At 64.0% G+C, this 25,070-nt stretch carries 20 protein-coding genes and 1 riboswitch; of the genes, 7 read left to right on the forward strand and 13 right to left on the reverse strand.

Annotated features, from left to right (window positions below; all coding sequences use genetic code 11):
• The 5 genes from VFG49_RS03980 to VFG49_RS04000 form a co-directional block, all read left to right on the forward strand.
• Positions 1-751 (forward strand): DUF5655 domain-containing protein (locus tag VFG49_RS03980; RefSeq protein ID WP_324858214.1); only part of this gene is annotated, 751 nt, incomplete at its 5' end.
• A 261-nt stretch (positions 752-1,012) separates the two neighbouring features.
• On the forward strand, positions 1,013-1,546 hold the full coding sequence (locus tag VFG49_RS03985) for a MarR family transcriptional regulator (protein WP_324858215.1): 534 nt from the start codon (positions 1,013-1,015) through the stop codon (positions 1,544-1,546).
• A complete protein-coding gene (locus tag VFG49_RS03990) occupies positions 1,533-2,228 on the forward strand; it encodes a hypothetical protein (protein WP_324858216.1) in 696 nt (231 codons plus the stop codon). The genes VFG49_RS03985 and VFG49_RS03990 overlap by 14 nt, the downstream gene beginning before the upstream one ends.
• Before the next feature lie 53 nt (positions 2,229-2,281).
• The gene (locus tag VFG49_RS03995) at positions 2,282-5,389 is read left to right on the forward strand and encodes a type I restriction endonuclease subunit R (protein ID WP_324858217.1); all 3,108 of its coding nucleotides are present in this window, start codon (positions 2,282-2,284) and stop codon (positions 5,387-5,389) included.
• A gap of 33 nt (positions 5,390-5,422) precedes the next feature.
• Positions 5,423-6,259, forward strand: coding sequence for a DUF3883 domain-containing protein (locus tag VFG49_RS04000; protein ID WP_324858218.1), 837 nt, complete (start codon positions 5,423-5,425; stop codon positions 6,257-6,259).
• 119 nt (positions 6,260-6,378) lie between these two features.
• On the opposite strand, the gene VFG49_RS04005 is transcribed toward VFG49_RS04000, so the two are convergent.
• Both VFG49_RS04005 and gcvP read right to left on the reverse strand, forming a co-directional pair.
• Positions 6,379-7,938 carry a carbohydrate-binding protein gene (locus VFG49_RS04005; protein ID WP_324858219.1) on the reverse strand — a complete coding sequence of 520 codons (1,560 nt, stop codon included), beginning with the start codon at positions 7,936-7,938 and terminating at the stop codon, positions 6,379-6,381.
• Between the two features lie 561 nt (positions 7,939-8,499).
• Positions 8,500-11,499 (reverse strand): aminomethyl-transferring glycine dehydrogenase, encoded by a 3,000-nt coding sequence (gene gcvP, locus VFG49_RS04010; protein ID WP_324858220.1) that lies wholly within the window; start codon positions 11,497-11,499, stop codon positions 8,500-8,502.
• 38 nt (positions 11,500-11,537) lie between these two features.
• A riboswitch (glycine riboswitch) is annotated at positions 11,538-11,631 on the reverse strand.
• 201 nt (positions 11,632-11,832) lie between these two features.
• Between gcvP and VFG49_RS04015 the strand changes: the two genes are divergently transcribed.
• On the forward strand, positions 11,833-12,258 hold the full coding sequence (locus VFG49_RS04015; RefSeq protein WP_324858221.1) for a VOC family protein: 426 nt from the start codon (positions 11,833-11,835) through the stop codon (positions 12,256-12,258).
• An 85-nt stretch (positions 12,259-12,343) separates the two neighbouring features.
• On the opposite strand, the gene VFG49_RS04020 is transcribed toward VFG49_RS04015, so the two are convergent.
• From VFG49_RS04020 to napE, 5 genes are read right to left on the reverse strand one after another with little or no spacing between them, the layout of a single operon-like run.
• Entirely contained in the window at positions 12,344-12,931 is a 588-nt protein-coding gene (locus VFG49_RS04020; RefSeq protein WP_324858222.1) for a cytochrome c3 family protein, read from the reverse strand.
• Between the two features lie 14 nt (positions 12,932-12,945).
• A complete protein-coding gene (locus tag VFG49_RS04025) occupies positions 12,946-13,524 on the reverse strand; it encodes a nitrate reductase cytochrome c-type subunit (protein WP_324858223.1) in 579 nt (192 codons plus the stop codon).
• Position 13,525: 1 nt separating this feature from the next.
• Entirely contained in the window at positions 13,526-16,030 is a 2,505-nt protein-coding gene (gene napA / locus VFG49_RS04030; protein ID WP_324858224.1) for a periplasmic nitrate reductase subunit alpha, read from the reverse strand.
• Between the two features lie 11 nt (positions 16,031-16,041).
• Positions 16,042-16,365, reverse strand: a complete 324-nt coding sequence (locus tag VFG49_RS04035; protein WP_324858225.1) for a chaperone NapD — start codon at positions 16,363-16,365, stop codon at positions 16,042-16,044.
• A gap of 2 nt (positions 16,366-16,367) precedes the next feature.
• Positions 16,368-16,526, reverse strand: a complete 159-nt coding sequence (gene napE / locus VFG49_RS04040; protein WP_343215347.1) for a periplasmic nitrate reductase, NapE protein — start codon at positions 16,524-16,526, stop codon at positions 16,368-16,370.
• A 171-nt stretch (positions 16,527-16,697) separates the two neighbouring features.
• Between napE and VFG49_RS04045 the strand changes: the two genes are divergently transcribed.
• Positions 16,698-17,228: a molybdopterin-dependent oxidoreductase gene (locus VFG49_RS04045; RefSeq protein WP_324858226.1), complete on the forward strand. Its 531-nt coding sequence runs from the start codon at positions 16,698-16,700 to the stop codon at positions 17,226-17,228.
• Positions 17,229-17,237: 9 nt separating this feature from the next.
• On the opposite strand, the gene VFG49_RS04050 is transcribed toward VFG49_RS04045, so the two are convergent.
• From VFG49_RS04050 to VFG49_RS04075, 6 genes are read right to left on the reverse strand one after another with little or no spacing between them, the layout of a single operon-like run.
• Positions 17,238-17,471: a formate dehydrogenase subunit delta gene (locus tag VFG49_RS04050; protein WP_324858227.1), complete on the reverse strand. Its 234-nt coding sequence runs from the start codon at positions 17,469-17,471 to the stop codon at positions 17,238-17,240.
• Complete coding sequence (gene fdhD, locus VFG49_RS04055; protein WP_324858228.1) at positions 17,468-18,316, reverse strand: formate dehydrogenase accessory sulfurtransferase FdhD; 849 nt, start codon at positions 18,314-18,316, stop codon at positions 17,468-17,470. The genes VFG49_RS04050 and fdhD overlap by 4 nt, the downstream gene beginning before the upstream one ends.
• Entirely contained in the window at positions 18,313-21,213 is a 2,901-nt protein-coding gene (fdhF, locus tag VFG49_RS04060) for a formate dehydrogenase subunit alpha (RefSeq protein ID WP_324858229.1), read from the reverse strand. Before fdhF ends, fdhD begins: the two co-directional genes overlap by 4 nt.
• 11 nt (positions 21,214-21,224) lie before the next feature.
• On the reverse strand, positions 21,225-22,784 hold the full coding sequence (locus VFG49_RS04065; RefSeq protein WP_324858230.1) for a formate dehydrogenase beta subunit: 1,560 nt from the start codon (positions 22,782-22,784) through the stop codon (positions 21,225-21,227).
• Entirely contained in the window at positions 22,781-23,281 is a 501-nt protein-coding gene (locus VFG49_RS04070) for a formate dehydrogenase subunit gamma (protein WP_324858231.1), read from the reverse strand. The genes VFG49_RS04065 and VFG49_RS04070 overlap by 4 nt, the downstream gene beginning before the upstream one ends.
• A gap of 23 nt (positions 23,282-23,304) precedes the next feature.
• On the reverse strand, positions 23,305-24,954 hold the full coding sequence (locus tag VFG49_RS04075) for an OFA family MFS transporter (protein WP_414649053.1): 1,650 nt from the start codon (positions 24,952-24,954) through the stop codon (positions 23,305-23,307).
• Between the last annotated feature and the right edge of the window lie 116 nt (positions 24,955-25,070).

A 25,070-nucleotide genomic window follows, 5' to 3' on the forward strand; every position in this document is an offset into this window, starting at 1 on the left:
CTCGCTTGGGCTGGATGAAAACAGCTGCCCGGTAATCGTCGAATACAAGCGGCACAGCAACGAGAATGTCATCAATCAGGGCTTGTTCTATCTCGATTGGCTGCTGGATCACCAGGCCGAGTTTCGCTGGCTGGTGATGGAAAAGCTTGGCAAGCAGATAGCGGACGCCATTGATTGGAGCGGCACCCGTTTGCTGTGCATCGCTGGCGATTTCACCCGTTACGACGAGCACGCGGTGCAACAGATTCCGCGCAACATCGAGCTGTTGCGCTACAAGCTGTTCGCCGATGATTTGCTGCTGCTTGAACTGGTCAACACGGTCAGCGTGGCCGATGCCACAGCATCCAAAGCTGGAGCCAGCGATGCGGCAACGTCGGCGAAGCCTAAACTCGTCGGCAAGGACAAGACGGCGGAGGAACAGCTCAGCCAGGCGCAGCCCGTCATCAAGGCGCTTTATGCGAGTCTGGTCGGTTACCTGCTGGCCCTGGGCGATGACGTGCAGGAGAAGCACCTGAAACTGTACGTCGCCTTTCGCCGCCTGAAGAATTTCGCCTGTCTTATTCCTTATAAGGACAAGCTGCTGGTGATGCTGAAGCTTGACCCGGATACGGTCGCGCTGGAGACGGGATTCAGCCGCGACGTACGCAACATCGGCACGTGGGGAACGGGCGATCTGGAGCTGTGCCTGCGGACCCTCGCGGATCTGGAGCGGGCCAAGCCGTTGATTGACCGCAGCTACGGTGAGAGTTGATGGTCATGGCGGGCGCGAAACGGTCATGGCTGGTGTTGCCATGAAGGCAACCATCGTTGCTGATTGAGCAACAGGTTCTATCGGAGCGTTGCCCGCGCGGCGGGTTCCGGTGGGTCCGGTGGAATCAGCAGCATCATCATCGTCAGCAGCAGCAGCAGCCGATCAATCGCCACGACCGCTGCCGCCCCTGCATTGCACTTGCGTCCTGACACCCCTTGGGCAATATTCGCAATTCGCGAATGGCGAATATCGAGTCCCGCGATGGAACTGAAGCCCCAGGATCTGCTGGTGTTGTTCAAGGTGGCCGCGCATCCACGACAGCGCTGGACCTATGCGGCGTTGGGTGAGGCCTTGTCGATGAGCGCGTCGGAGGTGCACGCCAGCGTGAAGCGCGCGACGGCGGCCGGCCTTGCCGTGATGCGCGGTCCGGGTGACTGGTCGCCTGTACGGCCTGCGCTGCTGGAGTTTGCCTTGCATGGTGTTCGCTATGTGTGGCCGGCCGTGCCTGGGCCGGTCAAGCGGGGCGTGCCGACTGGGTTCGGGGCCGAACCGTTGGCGGGCAAGATCACGGCGACGCCTGGCGAAGCGCCGGTGTGGGCACACCCAAGCGGCAGCGCCAAGGGCCCCAGCTTGTCTCCGATCTATCGCACGGCACCGCTGGCCGCGCTGGCCGATCCCGTGCTGCACCGCTTGCTCGCCCTGCAGGATGCCCTGCGCGCCGGCCGCGCCCGCGAACGCGCGCTGGCCGCCGAGCTGCTGCCGAAGGAGCTGGAGGCTGCGCATGCGTCGCGATGATCCCAACCTGCCGTGGTTGCGTCTGGTCGCCGAGGCGCTGGGCGATCTTCGCGAGCAGGTAGTGTTCGTCGGCGGCGCGGTGGCAGGCTTGTTGGTGACCGACCCGATGGCGGAGGGCGTGCGCGCGACCCGGGATGTCGATGCGGTGGTCGAGGCGGCGCGTGCCAATTTCCACCGTATCGAGCAACAGATTGAAGCTCGCGGCTTCGTGCGTGACTTGGACAGCGCGGTCATCTGCCGTTGGGTCCATCGCGATTCCGGCGTGCTGTTCGACCTGATGCCGGTCGATCCGGGTGTATTGGGTTTCACCAATCGCTGGTACGCCTACACCGTGGCGACGGCCGAGCGACTCGAGCTGGCGCCTGGCATATCGATTCGTCTGGCGAGCGCCGTGGCATTTGTCGCGACCAAACTGGAAGCGTTCGCGGATCGCGGCGCGGGCGACATGCTGGCCAGCCACGATCTGGAGGACGTGTTGAACATCGTGGATGGTCGTGAGGCATTGGCTGACGAGCTGCTGCTCGCGCCACCCTTGCTGCAACAAGCCGTGGGCACGTCGTTCGAAAATCTGCTGGCTCGTCCGGATTTCGCCAACGTTCTACCGGGCCTGATCGCCGAGCCGGAGCGCGCCGGTATCGTGGAACAGCGTCTGCGGCGCATGAGCGGATCTGCAACAAACTAAGCAAGCCCGTGTGCCGTCACGCGGCGACGGGCGGATCAAGAGTCGGGGGATGAATGAATCTGCATCAGGAACACCACTTCGAACAGGAAATCTGCCACGACCTGGCAGCCAACGGGTGGCTGTATACCGAAGGCGATGCGGTCGGTTATGACCGGCACAACGCGCTGTATCTTGCAGACCTGCTGGCCTGGATCGAGGCGACGCAGCCCGACAGCTGGCAGCGCCTGAGCAAGACGCACGGCCCCGCGGTGGGCGAGCGCATCGCCGAGCGCGTGCGCAAAAGCCTCAACGAGCGCGGCACGCTGGAAGTGCTCCGTCGCGGCGTGGAAATGCTGGGGCTGAAGGAGCCGCTGTCGCTGGTGCAGTTCAAGCCGGCGCTGGCGATCAACGCGACGATCCAGCAGCGTTACGAGGTCAACCGGTTGCGCGTGGTGCGGCAGGTGCGGCATTCACCCAACAACCCGAACGATGCGCTGGACCTGGTGTTGTTCGTCAACGGCATGCCGGTGGCCACGGCGGAGCTCAAGTCGGATTTCACTCAAAGCGTGAACGACGCCGTGGACCAGTACCGCTTCGATCGCCTGCCGCAGCCCAAGGGCGGCGTGGCCGAACCGCTGCTCGGCTTTCCTGGTGGTGCCCTGGTGCATTTTGCGGTGAGCCAGGCCGAGGTGAGGATGACCACGCGGCTGGCCGGGCCGGCGACGCGATTCCTGCCGTTCAATCGCGGCAACGAGGGCGCCGCGGACAACCCGCCCAACCCGGATGGCTTTGCCACCGCCTACCTTTGGGAAGAGGTGTGGGCACGCGACAGCTGGCTGCAAATATTGGGTCGCTACCTGATCGGCAAGCGGGACGACAAAAAGCAGCTCACCAGCGTGATTTTTCCGCGCTACCACCAGCTCGATGCCACCCGCCGGCTGGTCGCCGACGTGTTGGACAAGGGGGCGGGCGAGCGCTACCTGATCCAGCATTCGGCGGGTTCGGGCAAGACCAACTCGATTGCGTGGAGCGCCCATTTCCTGGCCGATCTGCACGGCGCCGACAACGCCAAGCTGTTCGACAGCGTGCTGGTGGTGTCCGACCGCAACGTGCTGGATGCGCAGTTGCAGGAGGCGATCTTTGATTTCGAGCGCACCACCGGTGTGGTCGCCACCATCACCAGCGAGCATGGCAGCAAGAGCGCGCAGCTTGGCCAGGCGCTGAAGGAAGGCAAGAAGATCATCGTCTGCACCATCCAGACGTTTCCCTTCGCGTTGCAGGCCGTGCAGGAGCTTGCCGCCACCGAGGGCAAGCGCTTCGCGGTCATCGCCGACGAGGCGCACAGCTCGCAGACCGGCGAGGCGGCGTCCAAGCTCAAGCAACTGCTGAGCGCGCAGGAGTGGGCCGAACTGCAGGATGGCGGCGAGGTCGATACCGAGGCGCTGCTGGCGGCCAACATGGGCGCGCGTGCCGGCAGCAAGGGGCTGACCTATGTTGCCTTTACCGCCACGCCAAAGCAGAAGACGTTGGAACTGTTTGGACGGCCGGGCCCCGACGGCCTGCCGCAACCCTTCCATGTGTATTCCATGCGCCAGGCCATCGAGGAGGGCTTCATCCTCGATGTGCTGAAGAACTACACGCCTTACAAGCTCGCCTTCCGGCTGGCCCACGACGGCAAGGAGTTCGACGAGACCCAGGTCGAGCGCAGTGCGGCGATGAAGGGCATCATGCAGTGGGTGCGCCTGCATCCCTACAACATCGCGCAGAAGGTGCAGATTGTGGTGGAGCACTACCGCCAGAACGTGCAGCCGCTGCTGGAGGGCAACGCCAAGGCGATGGTGGTGGTGGCCAGCCGCAAGGAGGCCGTGCGCTGGCAAAAGGCCATCCGCGCCTATATCGAGCGGCAAAACTATTCCCTGGGCGTGCTGGTCGCGTTTTCCGGCGAGGTGGATGACCCGGAGAGTTACCCCGAGCCTGTCAGCGAAACCAGCGCGGCGCTCAACCCCGGCTTGCAGGGGCGCGACATTCGCGAAGCTTTTGCCAGGCCGCCGTTCCACCTTCTGCTGGTGGCCAACAAGTTCCAGACCGGCTTTGACCAGCCACTGCTGTGCGGCATGTACGTGGACAAGATGCTGGGCGGCATCCAGGCGGTGCAGACGTTGTCACGCCTGAACCGTGCGCACCCCGGCAAGGACACCACCTATATCCTGGATTTCGTCAACGACGCGGCGGAAATCCTCAAGGCGTTCAAGACCTACTACGAAACCGCCGAACTGGAAGCCACCACCGATCCGCACCAGGTGTATGACCTGCGCGCCAAGCTCGATGCCAGCGGCCATTACGATGATTTCGAAGTGGAGCGGGTAGCGAAGATAGAGACCGACCCGCGCGGTACGCAGGCGCAGCTGAGCGCCGCCATCGCCCCGGTGGCCGACCGGCTGCTCAAGCGCTACAAGGCGGCGCAGCAGGCGAGGGCGGCGGCACTCGAAGCAGGTGACGACAAGGCCGCGCAGGCAGGCAAGGACACGCTGGACGCGCTGGCGCTGTTCAAGAACGACATGGGCGCATTCGTGCGCCTGTATGCGTTCCTCTCCCAGGTGTTCGACTACGGCAACACGGATATCGAGAAGCGCTACCTGTTCTACAAGCGGCTGATCCCGTTGCTGGAGTTCGGCCGGGAGCGCGATACGGTGGATTTGTCCAAGGTCGTGCTGACCCACCATACGCTGCGCAGCGCAGGCCGCCAGTCGCTCAATCTCAACGCCGACGGCAGCTACAAGCTGGCACCGATGGATGCGGTGGGCAGCGGCGCCGTGCAGGAGAAGCAACAGGCCTACCTCGCCGAGATCATCGAGCGGGTCAATGGGTTGTTCGAAGGCCAGCTGACAGACGATGACCAATTGGTTTATGTCAACGGCGTGCTCAAGGGCAAGCTGCTGGAGAACGAGACGCTGATGCAGCAAGCCAGCAGCAACAGCAAGGAGCAGTTCGCCAATTCCCCGGATCTGAAGGATGCATTGCTGCACGCCATCATGGACGCACTCGAAGCGCATTCCAGCATGAGTTCGCAGGCGCTGGGTTCGGAGCGCGTGCGGGAGGGACTGAAGGACATTCTGCTGGGGCCAGGGCAGTTGTACGAGGCGCTCCGTGCCAGGTCGGGTGGGCCGGAGATCCGGCCGTGATGGCCGGCACGGGCAGGCGTTTGGTGGCTGGCCATGGCTGAGGCCTGGGCACGGCTTGAGGTCGAGGCTGCCGTGGCCGATTACCGGCACATGCTGATCCTTGAACTCAATGGGCAGTCATACAACAAGGCGGCGCACCGGCGGCAACTGATGGCGCGCTTGCAGCAGCGCAGCGAGTCGTCGGTGGAGCGCAAGCACCAGAACATCAGTGCCATCCTGCGTGATGCGGGTTGTCCGTACATCGATGGCTACAAGCCGCTGGGCAACTACCAGGTGTTGCTGGCGGACGTGGTCGCCGAAGTGATCCTTGATGATCCCCAGTTCGACCGGGCCGCGACGGCCGCCGCCGAACAACCGGCCCTGCCACGCATCGATATGGATTTCAGGCAGTGGACGGATCAGCCGCCGCGGCCGCGCGAAGTGCGTGAAGCGCCGGTTTCCTACGGATTCCAGCCTGTCCATCGCGATTATCTGGCGCTGGAAGCGCGCAACCGCAGTCTCGGGTTGGCGGGGGAGGAGATGGTGATGGCGTACGAGAGGGCGCGCCTGCTTCAGCTGGGCAAACCTTCGCTCAGCGATAAGGTCGAGCATGTTTCCAAGGCGCGCGGCGATGGCCTGGGTTATGACGTGCTGTCTTTCGAGCGCGATGGGCGTGAGCGTTTCATCGAGGTGAAGACGACGGCGTTTGCGAAGGAGTTTCCGTTTTTCATGAGCCGGCGCGAGCTGGACTTTTCTTCGCAGGTGGGCGACCAGTTTCACCTCTATCGGCTTTTCGAGTTCCGGCGCGAGCCGCGCATGTTCGAGCTTCACGGTGATATGCGACATCGGCTGTGGCTTGACCCGGTGAGCTACAGGGCCATGGTGGCCTGACGCGACCGCTGATTTGCCGTTGCCATGGCAATGGCGCGAGCTTGATGGGTCATGGCCGGCTTCGTCGATTTTGATGTGGAAAGCATGGAGCGGCGCATGGCCGCTCCATGCGATGGTGCTTATCTCCCCAGATCGCTCAGGAACCGTTTGGTGAACTGCAGCCGCGTACTCGAAGGCACCGAGTTGCAGGTAGGCGAGGCGGTGCTCTGGTTGCAGGGGTTGTCGCGGTCGAGCGACCAGAAGTGCAGGCCGGCGAGGCCGTTGCTGACGGCGTAGCTGGTGATGACGTCGGCGTTGGATACCGAGAAGTTCTCGCTGGAAACGTCGTTCACACCGATCATCGGCGTCAGCTCGATCTTGCTGGCCGGGATGCCGTAGGTGTGCTGCAGGTTGGTCACCGCCTGGATCGCCGACTGGCCCATGTCGCAGACGCCACCCGATACCACGCACACGCCGGCGCTCGGCCCGCCGAAATCCATCACCATCAGGTTGATCGTGTAATGGGTAAGCGAAGAAGCCTTGATGGCTTTCACCACCTGGTCGCCCACGCTGTTGAGGCCGCCATAGCTGCCGTCGGACGCGCCGAGCGTGGCCAGGGTGAAGGAGAAGCGCAGGTTGGGGTACACGCTCTGGCCGTAGACTGCGGCCGCCACCAAGGCATTGATCTGCGCCTGCGACTGGCCACCTTCGATATCGAAATCCACGCCGACCATCTGCGGTGACATGTAGCGCGTCAGGAAGGCCGCGAAGTTCGCGGTACTACCGCAAGTAAAGGCGCCTGCCTGGCCGCCGGTGGAGACCACATAGGGCAGGCCAGCATTGGCCAGCGCGCTGATGTTGGCGCTGGCGAAGTTGGCACCGGGCACGCCGCCCCAGTTCTCGCTGCCGCATTCGCCGGTGGCGAAGGCGAGGGTGATTGCGCTGAGGTTGGTGACGTAATTCGACTTCAGGCTGCCGCTGCCGACGACCGGAATCGACGCGCCAGTGGCCGTGGCCGTCTGCATCACGTTGGTGTTCCAGTTGAGGTTCACCGTGATGTCCTTGTACGGACTGAACAGCAGGTTGGCGCCGGTGCCGGGCGGATTCGCGGTGCCGCCACCGCCGGTTCCACCACCGCCCGAGCCGCCGCCGTCACCGCCGCCGCTGGAGCCGCCGGTACACGATCCTTGCGACGTCCACGGCTGGGCGGAGCCGGTTGGCCCGCTGTTGGTGGCCGGATCATTGCCTTGCGTCCACCAGTTGGCGACGTAATTGTTGCCGTTCTCGCTGGCGAGCTGGCCGCCCGTATACACCTGGCTTGCCACCCACGCCGCAGCGCAGGTGCCGCCCGAACCGGTGCCACCACCGCCACCACTGCCTCCCGTTCCACCACCGGAGCCGCTGCAGGCTCCCTGCGAGGTCCACGGCTTGCCGGACCCGCTGCCGCCGCTGCTGGTGGCAGGATCGTTGCCCTGCGTCCACCAGTTCGCCACGTAGTTGTTGCCGTTCTCGCTGACCACGGCGCCGCCGTTGTACGCGGTACTGGCGCTCCACGCTGCCGCGCAGGCTGGCGTGCTTTGCGCCTGTGCCGTCTGCACGGGCGCCATCGTCATCAGGCTCATGGCCATCACGCCGCCGGCAGTGCTGCCGAGTGCGTGAAGGGCCGTGCGAAACCACATCACCGATTGCTTTACACGCATAAGGGTTTCTCCTTGGGTGACTGCAATGTCAGGGTGGATGTACTGCGGCGACTGGCCGGTTCCTGCTGGCCCACCGGGTCCGATCGTTCCCATGTCCTTACACGCCATGGCGAGCGCCATGCCTGGAGCGATGTCGTCTTGTGTCCCCGTGATGACAACGTTGTCCTCAATGACTCGCGGCAACTGTGACGTGCGCCGTGAAATTGAAGAAGATGCGCGACGCCGATGAATGCCCGGCCAGGTTCCGCGCTGCAGCAGGAATCTCTTGCTATGCAGCATATTTATCGTGCGCATGGCGATAAAATGCCGCGAGTTGGATGTTGCGCCGCGATCAGTGCTGGCAGCTATCCAAAGGCGCCTCGGTCCTTCGGTGACAACGTTGTCCTGAAAGACTCTTCTGCAGGAGCGCACCCAGTGCGCGAAAAGCCAACGAAGCGGAAACGACATGGTGCCGTGGTCGCGCACCGAGTGCGCGCCTACACGGGCGAGCAGGCCCTCGGTCAGGACACAAGAAGGGCCCCGCGAACGGAGCCCTTCTTGATGACGACATGGTGCGGTGTGTTACGCCACGTTCGGCTCGCTGAACGCCTCGATCTCGCCCTTGAATGCTTCCACCGGCACGCAGCTGCAGAACACGTTCTTGTCGCCGTAGACATTATCCACGCGGGCCACTGGGCTCCAGTATTTCTGGAACTTCAAGCTGGGCAGCGGGAAGGCGGCCAGTTCGCGGGTGTAGGCGTGGGTCCACTGCGAGGCCGACACCATCACCGCGGTGTGCGGGGCATGCTTGAGCGGGTTGTCTTCGCGGTCCAGCTTGCCGCTTTCGATGGCGCGGATTTCGTCGCGGATCTGGATCATCGCGTCGATGAAGCGATCCAGTTCGTACTGCGATTCGCTTTCGGTCGGCTCGACCATCAGCGTGCCGGCCACCGGGAAACTCAGTGTCGGTGCGTGGAAGCCGAAGTCGATGAGGCGCTTGGCGACGTCTTCGGCGCCGATACCGGTGGCGTCCTTGATCGGGCGCACGTCGAGGATGCACTCATGTGCCACCAGGCCGTTGCGGCCGGTGTAGAGCGTCTCGTAGTGCGGAGCCAGGCGCTTGGCGATGTAGTTGGCGTTGAGCAGGGCTACCTGGGTGGCACGGCGCAGGCCGGAGGCACCCATCATGGTGATGTACATCCAGCTGATTGGCAGGATGCTGGCGCTACCGAAGCTGGCAGCCGACACCATGCCCACGGAGCCGCCGCTCTTGTGAGAAGTGTTGCCATGGATGGCAGCTTCTTGATCTTCGCCGACAGGGATGTCGGCATAAGTACGGGGCAGGAACGGAGCCAAGTGCGACTTCACCGCGCACGGACCGACACCCGGGCCGCCGCCGCCGTGCGGAATGCAGAAGGTCTTGTGCAGGTTGAGGTGCGAGACGTCCGAGCCCCACTTGCCGGGCTTGGCGACGCCAACCAGCGCATTCATGTTGGCGCCGTCGGTGTACACCTGGCCGCCGTGCTGGTGCACGATCTCGCAGATATTGACGATGTCTTCCTCGAACACGCCATGCGTGGACGGGTAGGTGATCATCAGCGCGGCGAGGCGGTCGCTGAACTTCTCCGCGGCACGCTGGATGTCGGCCACGTCCACGTTGCCGTTCGCGTCGCACTTGGTCACCACCACCTGCATGCCGCACATCTGCGCAGAGGCCGGATTGGTGCCGTGGGCCGATTCCGGGATGAGGCAGATGTCGCGATGGCCTTCGCCGCGCGAGCGATGGTAGGCGCGGATCGCCAGCAGGCCGGCGTATTCGCCCTGCGCACCGGAATTGGGCTGCAGGCTCACCGCGTCGTAGCCGGTGCATTCCACCAGCATCGCTTCCAATTCGTCGACCAGCTGCTTGTAGCCGGTGGCCTGTTCGGCCGGGGCGAGCGGATGGATGTTGGCGAACTCCGGCCACGTCACCGGGATCATCTCGGCGGTGGCGTTGAGCTTCATGGTGCAGCTGCCCAGCGGGATCATGGTGCGATCCATCGCCAGATCCTTGTCGGCCAGCGAACGCATGTAGCGCAGCAGCTCGTGCTCGCTGTGGTGCGTGTTGAAGGCCGGGTGGGTGAGGAACTTGCTCTTGCGCACCAGCTGGGGCGGCAGCGCGTCATGCACGCTGGCATCGAGTGCATCGATGGTCGCTTTCGGCGTCCTGCCTTCAGCGACACTCGCGCTGTCCTGCGCACCGTCCGCAATGGCACCGCCGAACACCGCGACCAGCGCAACGATGTCAGCACGCGTGGTGGTTTCGTCGAGGCTGATGCCGACGCTGTTGGCATCGATCGCACGCAGGTTGAGGCCGGCAGCACGTGCCTTGGCATGCAGGGCGGCAGCATCGACACCGGTGATGTGCAGCGTGTCGAAGAAGTCGGTGCCGACGGTTACGCCGGCCTGGCGCAGTGCGACGCACAGGATCGCGGCGAGGCGATGCACGCGACGCGCGATGCGCGTGAGGCCTTCCGGACCGTGATACACGGCGTACATGCTGGCCATTACCGCCAGCAGCACCTGCGCGGTACAGATGTTGGAGGTGGCCTTCTCGCGGCGGATGTGCTGCTCGCGGGTCTGCAGGGTGAGACGGTAGGCCGGCTTGCCCTCGGCGTCGATGGACACGCCGATGAGGCGGCCCGGCATCGAACGCTTGTAGCTGTCGCGGCAGGCCATGAAGGCGGCGTGCGGGCCGCCGAAGCCGAACGGCACACCGAAGCGCTGGGTGTTGCCCACCACGATGTCGGCACCCCATTCGCCCGGCGCGGCGATCAGCGTGAGCGCGAGCAGGTCGGTGGCCACGCAGACCACGCCGTGGCGCGCGTGCACATTGTCGGCCAGCGCCTTGTAGTCGTTGATGCGGCCGAAGGTATTGGGGTACTGCAGCAGCACGCCATAGCAATCGACGCTGGCCGCTTCGCTGTCGTCGCCGATGTGCAGGTCGATGCCCATCGCCTCGGCGCGGGTCTTGATCACTTCCAGCGTCTGCGGGTGCACGGCGTTGGAAACGAAGAACACGTTGGACTTGGACTTGGCCGAGCGCTTGGCCAGGGTCATCGCCTCGGCGGCGGCGGTGCCTTCATCGAGCAGGGAGGCGTTGGCGATCTCCATGCCGGTGAGGTCGGCGCACATGGTCTGGAAGTTGATCAGCGCTTCCATGCGGCCCTGCGAGATTTCCGCCTGATACGGCGTATAGGCCGTGTACCACGCCGGGTTCTCCAGGATGTTGCGCAGGATGACGTTCGGCGTGTGCGTGCCGTAGTAGCCCTGACCGATGAAGCTGCGGAACACCTGGTTCTTGTCCGCGATGGCGCGGATCTTGGCGATAGCCTCCACCTCGGTGATCGGAGCGGGCAGTGCCAGCGGAGCCGGCGACTTGATCTTGCCCGGCACGATGGCGTCGGTCATCGCTTCCAGCGAGTCATAGCCGACCACGCTGAGCATGGTGGCGATTTCCGCATCGTTGGGGCCGATGTGGCGCTCGATGAAGGCGTCGTGGTGCTCGAGGTCGCGCAGGGAAGGATTGGCGTTCTGGCTCATGGCAGGGGCGTCCGAAAGTAGCGTGCAAGCCGCACGCGAAGCGCCCCTCTGTCCTTTTGCCTGAGAGTTTGGAAGCTTTCGCTTCGTGCCCCTTCGGCGCCGGATTGAACCGGTCTCTCCAGAGTGTTTGTGCGAATGATGGTATGGGGCCTGAGCGATTACGGGCTTTTGCGCCTTCGGCAGCGGCTCTCGCCGCTTCTCCCACCACACGCTAAACGCCGATTATAAGGTGCCGGGGCCGGCTTTGCCTCTCTTGACTGCCATCCTTTCCGTCGCGATGTGGCGCGAGTCTCATCCCGCGTAAGATGGGACTTTCTTCGCCCAGGTCATGCCATGACGCCTCCCTTCCAGCTCGCCCGGATCGACCACGTGGTGCTGCGCGTGCGCGACGTGCCCGCCATGCAGCGCTTCTACTGCGAGGTGCTCGGGTGCAGGGAGGAGCGTCGGCAGGACGAAATCGGGCTGGTGCAGCTGCGGGCCGGCGATTCGCTGATCGACCTGGTGGCACTGGATGGCAAGCTGGGCCGGCTGGGCGGAGCCGGACCGGGCGAGCAGGGGCACAACATGGATCATCTGTGCCTGCAGGTGGAGAACTACGACGAGGACGCCATCGTGGCGCATCTCAAGGCACATGGTGTGCGCGTCGGCGACATCGGCTCGCGCTACGGCGCGAAAGGCGAGGGCCCCTCCATCTACCTGTATGACCTGCAGGGCAACATGGTGGAGTTGAAGGGGCCGCCGACGGCGCCGCGCGCGTGACTGAGCGCGATATACGGAGGGCAAAGTCATCCAGTGACTTTCGACCGTTGCCTCAGCGCCCGTTGCACAACCACGCGCCGTCCATTCAACCCTGCGGAATCCCCGCCATATCCGGCAGGTGATGCGCGATGCCCTTGTGGCAATCGATGCAGGTCTTTTCGCCCGAACCCAGCCATCGCTTGTGGATTTCCGCTGCGCGCGACGATTGTCGCGTGAGATCCATCGACGTGTAGTTGTGGCAGTTGCGGCACTCGAGCGAATCGTTCGCTTTCAATCGCGCCCATTCATGCTCGGCCAGTTCGAGGCGATGGTCGAGGAATTTCTCGCGCGTATCCACCGTGCCAAACAGCTTGCCCCACACTTCCTTGGAGGCCTGCATCTTGCGGGCGATCTTGTTGGTCCAGTTGTGCGGCACATGGCAATCGGGACAGGTGGCGCGCACGCCGGAACGATTGCTGTAGTGGATGGTGGTCTTCAATTCCTGGAAGACGTTGTCGCGCATCTCATGACAGCCGGTGCAGAACGCTTCCGTGTTGGTCGCTTCCAGCGCGGTATTGAAGGCGCCCCAGAAGATCAGGCCGGCAATGAAGCCGCCGAGCGTGAGAAAGCCCAGGCTGTAGTGCACGCTCGGCCGGCGCATGGTCCGCCACAGGGCGAGGACCCAGGACTTCATCCGCAGCCACATGGTCAGTTCGCCTTCTTGTCGGGTTGCTCGGACAGGATGGTGTCGATGTCCTTGAAGTTGTTGGCGACCAGCGGTTTGGCGTCCGTCTGCACGATGTGGCATTGGTTGCAGAAGTAGCGACGCGGCGAAATGGTGGCGAGGAACTGGTCGTCGCGATCCATGTAGTGCGTGACGCTGACGGGCGGCGCCTGGAACTTGTCCGCATTGGCTCGCGCATGACATAGCAGGCAGCGGTTGGAATTCTTGTCGATCTGGTAGTTGTCGATGGAGTGCGGAATCGTCGGCGGCTGCATCGGGTACGCGCGGTTGCGCTTGATGTCGGCGTTCTCCACGTGCGCCAGCAAAGGTGCCATGCCTTCCTGGTTGATCGGCACGCCACGGCGGATCGCATCGATCTGGTTGCCTCGCGGCGCCTCTTCACCCGCCGGCCTGGGGCCGGGCGAGGGCTGGTTGGCGGTGGTCTGCACGGCCGTATTGACGGGCGGCGGCGTGTTGCTGGTTTTCCTGCCGGCCACGAAGGCCACTGCGGCAACCACGATCAGGACGAGCAGGCCAATGGCGATAAGCGGCTTGTCGCGCATGTCATGCCTCCTGAACAGCCACGACCTTGACGGCACACTTCTTGTAGTCGGTCTGCTTGGAAATGGGATCGGTCGCATCCAGCGTGACCTTGTTGATCAGCTGGCCCGCGTCGAACCACGGAACGAACACCACGCCGGGCGGCATGCGGTTGCGCCCGCGCGTCTCGATGCGTGATCGCATGTCGCCGCGCCGCGAAATGACGCGCACCTCGTCGCCGCGCTTGAATCCGCGGGTACGCGCATCGTCGGGATTCATGAACACCACGGCCTCGGGAAAGCTGCGGTACAACTCAGGCACGCGCATCGTCATCGAGCCGGAATGCCAATGCTCAAGCACGCGCCCAGTCACCAGCCACAGGTCGAACTCCTTGTCCGGCATTTCCGGCGGCGGCTCGTACGGCAACGCCCAGATCACCGCCTTGCCGTCCTTGTTGCCATAGAACTGGAAGCCAGTTCCGGCCTTGACATACGGATCGCTGCCTTCGCGGTAGCGCCAGAGCGTCTCGTGGCCGTTCACCACCGGCCAGCGCAGGCCGCGCGCCTGGTGGTAGGCGTCGAACGGCGCCAGGTCATGACCATGGCCTCGCCCGAACTCCGCGTATTCCTCGAACAGTCCTTTCTGCACGTAGAAGCCGAACGCCGCCGATTCGTCGTTGTCGTAGCCGGCCTCGATCTGTGAGGTCGGGAATTTGTCCACCTTGCCGTTGCGATACAACACATCGAACAACGTCTTGCCCTTGAACTGCGGATTGGCAGCGAGGATTTCGGCCGGCCAACACTCATCGGTGGTGAAGCGCTTGGAGAATTCCATCAGCTGCCACAGGTCCGACTTCGCATCGCCTGGCGCCTTCACCAACTGGTGCCAGAACTGCGTGCGCCGCTCGGCGTTGCCATAGGCGCCTTCCTTCTCCACCCACATTGCCGCCGGCAGGATGAGATCGGCCGCCTGCGCAGTGACCGTGGGGTAGGCATCCGACACGACAATGAAGTTGCGCGGATCGCGGTAGCCCGGATACGTCTCCTGCATCAGGTTCGCACCGGCCTGCATGTTGTTGTTGACCTGCACCCAGTACGCGTTGAGCACGCCGTCGCGCAGCTTGCGGTTCTGCTCCACCGCGTGGAACCCCGGCTTGGGCTGGATGATGCCCTGCGGGATGTTCCAGATTTCCTCCGCATGCTTGCGATGCTCGGGATTGGTCACCACCATGTCCGCCGGCAGGCGATGGCTGAAGGTGCCCACCTCGCGCGCAGTGCCGCAGGCGGAAGGTTGCCCGGTGAGCGAGAACGGGCTGTTGCCCGGCGTGGCGATCTTCCCGGTCAAAAGATGGATGTTGTAGACCATGTTGTTGGCCCACACGCCGCGCGTGTGCTGGTTGAAGCCCATGGTCCAGAACGAGACGACCTTGGTGTTTGGGTCGGCGTAGAGCTCGGCGAGCTTCTCCAGCCAGCCTTTTTCCACGCCCGTCATCTCGACGGCCTTTTCCAGCGTGTACGGCGCCACGAACGCGGCAAATTGCTCGAAGTCGATCGGATCGCTCGCCGTAGGATCCTTGGAGTTCTTGGCATTCACCTCCAGCGGATTGTCCGGACGCAGGCCATAGCCGATGTCGGTGACACCGCGCTTGAAGGTGGTGTGCTGGTTGACGAAATCCTTGTTGACGCGGTTGGTCTTGATGATGTGGTTGGCGATGTAGTTGAGGATCACCAGATCCGTCTGCGGCGTGAACACGATCGGGATGTCGGCCAGCTCGAAGCTGCGATGCTCGAAGGTGGACAGCACGGCCACTTTCACATTCGGGTTGGACAGGCGGCGATCGGTGACGCGCGTCCACAGGATGGGATGCATCTCTGCCATGTTGGAGCCCCACAGCACGAACGCATCGGTGGCTTCGATGTCGTCGTAGCAACCCATGGGCTCGTCCATGCCGAACGTACGCATGAAGCCCATCACGGCCGAGGCCATGCAATGGCGTGCGTTGGGATCGAGGTTGTTGCTGCGAAAGCCCGCCTTGAACAACTTGTTGGCGGCGTAACCTTCCCACACGGTCCATTGGCCGGAGCCGAACATGCCGACCGAGCCGGGACCTTTTTCCTTGAGCACGCGCTTGAATTGCGCGGCCATCACGTCGAAGGCTTCGTCCCACGAGACGGCTTCGAACTCACCATCCTTCGCGTAAGCGCCGTTCTTCTTGCGCAGCATCGGCTGCGTCAGTCGGTCGGTGCCGTACATGATCTTGGAGAGGAAATAGCCCTTCACGCAGTTGATGCCGCGGTTGACCTCGGCGTGCACGTCGCCGTGCGTGGCGACCACGCGGCCGGCCTTCACCGCCACGTTGACGCCGCAACCGGTGCCGCAGAAGCGGCAGGGCGCCTTGCTCCATTTGAGCTGGGTGAGATCCCCTTCGAGAAGCACGTTGGTGGCGCTTGCCGGCAACGCGATGCCTGCCACGTTGGCGGCGACGGCAACGGCGGTGTTACGGATGAACTCGCGTCGCGTCATGATCATGCGTCGAATCCTCAGGTCGGCATGCCGAATTCGACGGGAACGTCGAGCTCGGCGCGTGGCTCCGCGTGGTGATAGACCAGCGATACGTTGATGACGCCAGGCAAGAGGCCCAGCGCGTCGATGAGGTCCATGAGTGCGCGCTGGTCATCCGTTTCGCACAGCAGCACGCAGCGGCTATCGCCGGTTGCGGCGATCTCCAGCGCGTCGTGCGAGGCGGCGAAAGTCTGCAGCGCGGCTAGCGCGTCCGGCCGGTGCATGACCAGCAGGCTGGAAATGTGGTCTTCGCCATGGCGGGCGTGAGCCTGCGAGAAAGGTGTGTCGTTTCCCCTGTTCACGATCAGCTCCCCGGCGGGCCGTTGAACATCTGCCAGATCCAGACGGCGAAGCCGTAGCTGACGACGATGGCGATGGAGAGCACAGGGAACAGCGCGACGGTGAGCAGCAGGAAAGCCCTGCGCTCCTGGCGTTTGGTGCTCGTCTCCGGTGACATTTCCATGTGCACCTCGATGAGGCGGGGAAAGTTGGGGCTGGCGCCCCGGACCGGCGCCCTCATCAGCGCATCCGGAGGGCAGGCACGTGCCGTCACGTTCCCGGGGTACATTGCCCGACGGCGATGCTGCGCTCGACCGCAGTGAAAACCATGTGAACCGGGAGTGGAGAGGCGGATATGGCGAACACGGCACTATCGTTATGGCGTTACCTGAATAGCGCACTGATTTTATGTTTCGCACTGGCCGTCGATGCGCAGGATGCCGCGCCTGCGCCCGACAGCGTGCATGTTGCCGTGCCGGGCAAATCAGCCATCGACGTGGACCGCGCCATGATGGCGACGATGGAGCGCATCAGCGTCACCGCGGCCGCGCACGAAGAGAAATCCAGCGAATGGCGCGGCGTCGCGCTGCGGGACATCTTGCTGCGCGCGGGTGCGCCGCTGGACAAGCCGCTGCGAGGAAAAGCGCTGGCCATGGTCGTGCGGGTAACAGCGACAGACCACTATCAGGTGGTGTTCGCGCTCAGCGATTTCGATCCCTCGCTGGGTAACGCGCCCGTGCTGCTGGTGGATCAGCGCGACGGGCAGCCGCTGGCCAGCGATGGACCGTTTCGCCTGCTGGTGAAGGGCGATCAGCGTCCCGCGCGCTGGGTGCGCAGTGTCAGCTCGATCGAAGTGGTGGACGCATCCACCGCACGTCAGCCGTAACGAAGTGGGTCATGCTGCATCGTTGCGCGGCATCTCCAGCGCATCGACGGCCTCGCGGGCGAGGGGCAGCAGCCCTTCGCCATCATGCGCAAGACTATGTTCCTTCAGCTGGCGCCGCATGCCGGGTTCCCAGAAGCGCCTGAGGTGATCGCGCACGCCATTAACCGCCGTGGCGTGATCCGGCTCCACGGCAAAGTAGGTGGCGATGTCGTTGGCCATCGTGACCAGTCGCTCGATTCTCATGGTGCCTCCGGCGACGCTGCAGCCAGCAGGCGTTGAGGATGGGTATAGACGTTATGGCTGCCCGGCCGCGTGAAGCCGACCAGCGTGATGCCGGCACTGCGCGCAAGCTCGATGGCCAGCGCGGTCGGCGCGGAGATCGCCGCGAGCAGCGTGATGCCGGCACTGGTGGCCTTGGTCACCATTTCGTAGCTCGCGCGACTGGTGACGAGCGCCATGCCATCGGCAGGATCCACTCCCGCGCGGACCATGGCGCCAATCAACTTGTCGAGCGCGTTGTGGCGGCCGACATCCTCGCGCACCAGCTGGATGTTTCCTTCACGATCGGCCCAGGCCGCCGCATGCACGGCACCGGTCGCTGCATTCATCGGCTGCAGCGCTTGCAGCTGCTGCAGCGCATGTTCCAGAGCATCGCGCGTGATGGTGGTTCCGGCCGCCACAGCGTTGCCTTGACGGATCGCGTGCTCCAGGTCACGCGTGCCGCAGATGCCACAGCCGCTTCGGCCGGGCAAAAGGCGCTCGCGTTCCTTTTCGATATTCGCGCCCGCTGCATTGCCGGTAACGTGCATGGACAATTCCATGCCTTCAAGAAGTGCGTGGATGTCCAGTTGAAGCAATTGCGCGGGCTCGCCGATCAGTCCTTCGCTGAGCGAAAAGCCCAGGGCGAAATCATCCAGGTCCTGCGGTGTTGCCATCATCACGGCGAAGGTAGTGCCGTTGTAGACCATCGCCACCGGCACTTCCTCTGCAATGAAGTCGATATCGTTCGACGACGCGCCGTGCCGCCAGCGATCGACCGGCCGGCGGACGTAACCCTTCGCTTCCTCTTCGTGTTCTTGCGTGCTCAAGCGGGCTTCGCCGATTGTTCGAGCAAGGCTTCCTGCGTCTCGCTGAAGGCACGATGGCGTTTCTGCCATTCCGACGGCTGGGTGACGCGCGTGACCTGCACGGCCGTCACCTTGTACTCGGGACAATTGGTCGCCCAGTCCGAATTCTCGGTGGTGATGACGTTGGCACCGGAGCCCGGGAAGTGGAAGGTGGTGTACACCACGCCCGCCTGCATGCGCTCGGAAATGAGCGCCCTCAACACCGTCTCGCCCGCGCGGCTGGCGATGCCGACCCAATCACCATCGCCAATGCCGCGCTCTTCGGCGTCGTGCGGGTGGATCTCCAGACGGTCCTCGTCGTGCCACATGACATTGGCGGTGCGCCGCGTTTGCGCGCCCACGTTGTACTGGCTGAGGATGCGGCCCGTGGTGAGGATGAGCGGGAACTCCGCGCTGACCTTTTCCGAGGTCGGCACGTATTCGGTGAGCATGAAGCGGCCCTTGCCGCGCACGAATTCGTCCACGTGCATGACCGGCGTGCCTTCCGGATGCTCGTCATTGCAGGGCCACTGCACGGAGCCGAGCCGGTCGATCTTTTCGAAGCTCACGCCGTGGAAGGTGGGCGTGAGCCGGGCAATCTCGTCCATGATCTCCGAGGCGTGGCCGTAGTTCATGGGATAACCCATTGCTTGCGCGAGCAACTGTGTGATCTCCCAGTCCGCGTACCCGGCCTTGGGCTCCATCACCTTGCGTACGCGTGATACGCGCCGCTCGGCATTGACGAAGGTGCCGTCCTTTTCGAGGAAGGAGCTGCCGGGCAGGAATACATGCGCGAATTTGGCCGTTTCGTTGAGGAACAGGTCCTGTACCACGATGCATTCCATCGAGGTGAGTGCCGCCGTGACGTGCTGCGTGTCCGGGTCGGACTGGGCGATGTCCTCGCCTTCGATGTACAAGCCCTTGAAGCTTCCATCGAGCGCAGCCTCGAACATGTTGGGAATGCGCAGGCCCGGTTCGCTCAGCAAGGTCACGCCCCATGCCTGTTCGAACGATTGCCGTACCGCATCGTCGCTTACATGGCGATAACCGGGGAATTCGTGCGGGAACGAACCCATGTCGCACGAACCCTGCACGTTGTTCTGCCCGCGCAACGGGTTGACGCCCACGCCCTCGCGGCCAATGTTGCCGGTGGCCATGGCGAGGTTGGCGATGGCCATGACGGAGGTGGAGCCTTGCGCGTGCTCGGTGACGCCCAAACCGTAGTAGATCGCCGCGTTGCCGCCCGTCGCATACAGGCGCGCGGCCGCGCGAACCAACGCCGCGGGAACGCCGGTGACGCTTTCCATGGCCTCGGGGCTGTATTTCTCCTGCGCCACGAAGGTCTTCCACTTGGCGAACGCCTCGGGCTCGCAGCGGCGAGCCACGAAATCATCGTCGAGCAGGCCTTCCGTGACGATCACGTGCGCAAGGCTGTCCAGCATGGCGACATTGGTGCCAGGGCGCAGCTTGAGGTGGTAATCGGCTTTCACATGTGGCGTGCGCACCAGATCGATGCGACGCGGGTCGATCACGATCAGGCGCGCACCCGCACGCAGGCGACGCTTCATCTGAGAGCCGAACACGGGGTGCGCATCGGTGGGATTGGCGCCGATCACCAGTACGACGTCGGTCGCTTCGATCGAATCGAAATCCTGTGTGCCGGCCGATTCGCCCAACGTCGCCTTCAACCCGTAACCCGTCGGCGAATGGCAGACGCGCGCGCAGGTATCCACGTTGTTGTTGCCAAAACCCGCGCGCACCAGCTTCTGCACGAGATAGGTTTCCTCGTTGGTGCAGCGGGACGAGGTTATGCCACCGATGGCGTGCTTGCCGTAGGTCGTCTGGAGTCGCTTGAACTCGCTGGCAACGTGCGCGATCGCTTCCTCCCAGCTCACCGCGCGCCAGGGATCGGAAATCTTCGCGCGGACCATCGGCGTGGTGATGCGGTCGGGATGCGAGGCATAGCCGATGGCGAAGCGGCCCTTGACACAAGAGTGGCCGTGGTTCGCATGACCGTCCTTGTTGGGCACCATGCGCACGATGTCCTGGCCTTTCATCTCGGCGCGGAAACTGCAGCCCACGCCGCAATAGGCGCAGGTAGTGACCACGCTGTGCTCGGCCTGACCTTTGTCGATCAGTGACTTTTCCGACAGCGTGGCTGTCGGGCAGGCCTGCACGCAGGCGCCGCAGGACACGCATTCGGAATCGAGGAAACGTGCGTCCTGGCTGGCGGCGACCTTCGACTCGAAGCCGCGGCCCTGGATGGTGAGCGCAAAGGTGCCTTGCACTTCGCTGCATGCGCGCACGCAGCGCGAACACACGATGCACTTGGACGGATCGAAGGTGAAATACGGGTTGGATTCGTCCTTGGCGACGAACAGCGGATTGGGAATATTCGAGCCTTGGCCAGAATTTGCACGGGTGTTCGGCTGAACATGGTTGGCGCCGTCGTAGCCGTAGCGCACTTCGCGCAGCCCGACCACGCCGGCCATGTCCTGCAGTTCGCAATGGCCGTTGGCGGGGCAGGTGAGGCAGTCGAGTGGATGATCGGAGATATAGAGCTCCATCACGCCGCGGCGTATCTCGGCCAGCTTGGATGTCTGCGTGTGCACCTTCATGCCCACGCCGACAGGCGTCGTGCACGAGGCGGGGTAGCCCTTGCGCCCTTCGATTTCCACCAGGCACAGCCGGCAGGAGCCGAAGGCTTCGAGCATGTCGGTCGCGCACAGCTTGGGAATGGCGATGCCGGCCTGTGCGGCCGCGCGCATCACCGAGGTGCCCTCCGGCACGCGGATGCTGCGACCGTCGATGTCCAGCTCCACCATGGTTTCGGAGCGGGACGGTGGCGTGCCGTAGTCGATCTCGACGATGGATAGCATGTCGATGCTCCTCAGGCGGCGGCCGTGTCGGCCTTGCCTGCAAAATCTTCGGGGAAATGATCCAGCGCGCTCAGTACTGGAAACGGCGCCATGCCGCCCAGCGCGCACAACGAACCGGCCACCATGGTCTGGCAAAGGTCGCGCAGCAGCACCTCGCTGCGTTCGCGCTGTTGCGCATCGCCGGCAACCAGGCGGTCGATTACTTCCACGCCACGGGTGGATCCGATGCGACAGGGCGTGCACTTGCCGCACGACTCGATGGCGCAGAACTCCATCGCGTAGCGCGCCTGCGCTGCCATGTCGACCGTGTCGTCGAACACCACCACGCCGCCGTGCCCCAGCATGCCGCCGATGGCAGCAAAGGCCTCGTAGTCCACCGCAACGTCGAGCTGCGATGCGGGAATGTATGCGCCCAACGGCCCGCCTACTTGCACCGCGCGCACCGGCCGGCCGCTGGCCGTGCCGCCGCCGTAGTCCTCGACGAGCTCGCGCAAGCTCAGGCCGAAGGCGCGCTCGACCAGGCCCGGTCGCTTGACGTTGCCAGCCAGCTGGATCGGCAGCGTGCCGCGCGACCTGCCCATGCCGAAGTCGCGGTAATGCGCGGCGCCGCGTTCCAGGATCAGCGGTACGGAGGCGAGCGTCACTACGTTGTTGATCACGGTGGGCTTGCCGAAAAGCCCTTCGATCGCCGGCAGCGGCGGCTTGAAACGTACCTGTCCGCGTCGACCTTCCAGCGATTCGAGCAGCGAGGTTTCCTCGCCGCAGATATACGCGCCGCCACCCATGCGTACTTCGAGCCGAAACGCCTTGCCGCTGCCGCACACATCGTCACCCAGATAGCCCGCGGCTTCGGCGGCAGCGATGGCCGATGCCATGGCGCGCTGCGCATGTGGATACTCCACGCGCAGATAGACGTAACCCTGCGTGGCTCCGACCGCGAGTCCGGCAATGGTCATGCCTTCGATCAGGACGAACGGGTCGCCTTCCATGAGCATGCGATCCGCGAAGGTGCCCGAATCACCTTCGTCCGCATTGCAGACGATGTACTTCTGCGCAGCGGGAGCGTCCAGGCAGGTCTTCCATTTGATGCCGGTCGGGAAGGCCGCGCCGCCGCGCCCCCGCAGACCCGAGTCGAGCACGGCCTGCACGACCTCAGCACCTGCCATGCGCAGCGCCGCATCGAGGCCGCGATAGCCACCGTGCGCGAGGTAATCGTCCAGGCTGCGCGGATCGACGACCCCCACGCGCGCAAAGGCCAGTCGCTGCTGGCTGTGCAGATAACTGATGGACTCGGTCGCGCCGTGGCAGAGCGGGTGTGCGCTGCCGTGGAGGAAATCGGCATCGAATAGCGAAGCGACATCCTGCGCGTCTACGGGACCGTAGGCGATGCGACCGTGCGTGGTCTGCACTTCCACCAGCGGATCCAGCCAGTAGAGTCCACGCGAACCATTGCGCACGATGTGCAACTCCTCGCCGCGCCGCGCCGCCTCGGCGACGATGGCCGCGGCAACCTCATCGGCGCCAAGCGAAAGCGCACCGGCATCGCCAGGGATGTAGATCGTCACGCTCATGGCGTCTCCGCGGCGAGCCAGGCGTCGAAGCGTTCGGGTGTCATGCGGCCCTTCAGTTGGCCATCCACCATGGCGGCCGGCGAACACGCGCACAGGCCGAGGCAATAGACCGGTTCCAGCGTGTAGGCGCCGTCGTCCGTGGTCTGGTGAAACGCCACGCCCAGGCGTTGCTTGACGTGTTCTTCCAGCGCCACCGCACCCATCGCCTGGCACGATTCCGCGCGGCACAGCTGGATCACATGCCGGCCGGCCGGTTGCTGGCGAAAATAGTGATAGAAGCTGATCACGCCGTGCACATCGGCGCGCGAGAGATTCATCTCGCGCGCGATGAGCGCCACGGCTTCCTCGGGTACGTAGCCCAGCGCGTCCTGCACCCCGTGGAGTACGGGGAGCAGGGCGCCCGGGCGATCCTTCAGCGTTCCCGTGACGTCGAGCACGACGGTGCGGATGTGCTCCGGGATGGGAGGCAATACGGCGATATCGATCGCTCGCTTCATGGTGGCACCGTCGTGACGCGTTTTTAGAACAGGGCAGCAGCCTTGGTGATCGCTATCCATACACCGATCAGGAAGGGAATGGCAACCAGCGCCCAGGCCACGATACCCACGATGCCGAAGGGCCCGCGCGCAGCTTCCTGCGCCCGTTCCGAAACCGTGACGGATTCGTGTTGGAGCGAGCGTTCGCGTTCCAGCTCGTCATCGGACATCAGCGCCGTTTCCTTCACCGGCTTGATGAGCAGGTTGCAGACCATGCCCACCAGCAACAGGACGGCGAGGATATAGAGCGTGCGGTCGTAAACCAGGTTCTTGGCCACGCCGGCGTTGAGCTGCGCCTCGCGCACGGCAGCAATCAGGAACGGCCCCACGATGCCTGCCACCGACCAGGCCGTGAGCAGCCTTCCGTGGATGGCCCCGACCATCTGCGTGCCGAAGATGTCCGACAGGTAGGCCGGCACGGTGGCAAAGCCGCCGCCGTACATCGAGAGAATGACGCACACAGTGATGACAAAGGCGCCCGCCAACCCCATGTGGCCAAGCGAGGGCAGCGAGCAGTACAGCACGATGCCAAGGGCGAAGAAGATGAAGTAAGTGGTCTTGCGCCCGATGAAGTCGGACGTCGACGCCCAGAAGATGCGCCCGAGGCTGTTGAACAGGCTGATCAATCCCACCAGTCCGGCCGCGGAAGCGGCAATGGCCGCCTTTTGCGCGGCGCTGAGCGTAACGGAGGTGTCCAGACCCAGCAGCTTGCCGCCGAATACATCCTGGAACATCGGGCTGGCCATGGAGAGCACGCCGATGCCCGCCGTCACGTTCATGCACAACACCACCCAGATCAGCCAGAACTGCGGGGTTTTCCACGCGCGGCTGAGGTGCACGTGACGATGCGTGATCAGCTTGTTGGCCGACTCGGCCGGCGGCGTCCAGCCCAGCGGACGCCAACCGTTCGGCGGCACGCGAAAGCCGAAGGCGCCGGCGGACATCGCAACGAAATAGAGCAGGCCCATGCAGACCAGCGTGGACGCCACGCCCGGCACGCCATTGGCGGTGAACTTCTGCATCAATGCCACCGCGATCGGAGCGCCGATCATCGCGCCACCGCCGTAACCCATGATGGCGAAACCCGTGGCAAGCCCTCGCCGGTCGGGAAACCATTTGATCAGGGTCGACACCGGCGAGATGTAACCCAATCCTTGCCCAATGCCTCCCAGTACGCCCGCACCCAGATAGACCAGCCACAACTGGTGCATCGACACGCCGATGCCGCCGATCACCAGCCCGCCACCCCAGCAGAGCGCCGCAATGAACCCCGCCTTGCGTGGGCCGGCGTGTTCCAGCCACGCGCCCCAGATCGCCGCCGAGATGCCGAGCATCGCGATGAAGGTTTCGAAGATGTGGTTGACCGCGGGCACCGTCCAGTTGCAATCGGTGGCAAACAGCTGTGCCAGGAAGCCGAGCTTGGCGCAAGCCGCCGGATCGGCTTCGGTAAGCAGCTTGGTCATCGGCAGCCAGAACACGGAAAAGCCGTAGGCCATGCCGATGCTCAGATGGATGGCCAAAGCCGCGGGTGGTACCAGCCATCGGTTGAAGCGCGGGCCTGCAATGGTGCGTTCCCTGGCCAGCAACCCCGGCGTTCCTCCCTTCGCCGCACTCAGGACATCTGCTTCCGGCACGCTAACCATAAGCAACTCCCCCGTTGTCGCCTGGCCGGGAGGCCTGGCATCAGGCGCGATCTTTAGGGCGACAGCGCGGGCGACGCCACCCTACTTAAGTCGAAGATCAGCCAAGG

Source organism: Dyella sp., from assembly GCF_035685885.1.
Taxonomy (GTDB): domain Bacteria; phylum Pseudomonadota; class Gammaproteobacteria; order Xanthomonadales; family Rhodanobacteraceae; genus Dyella.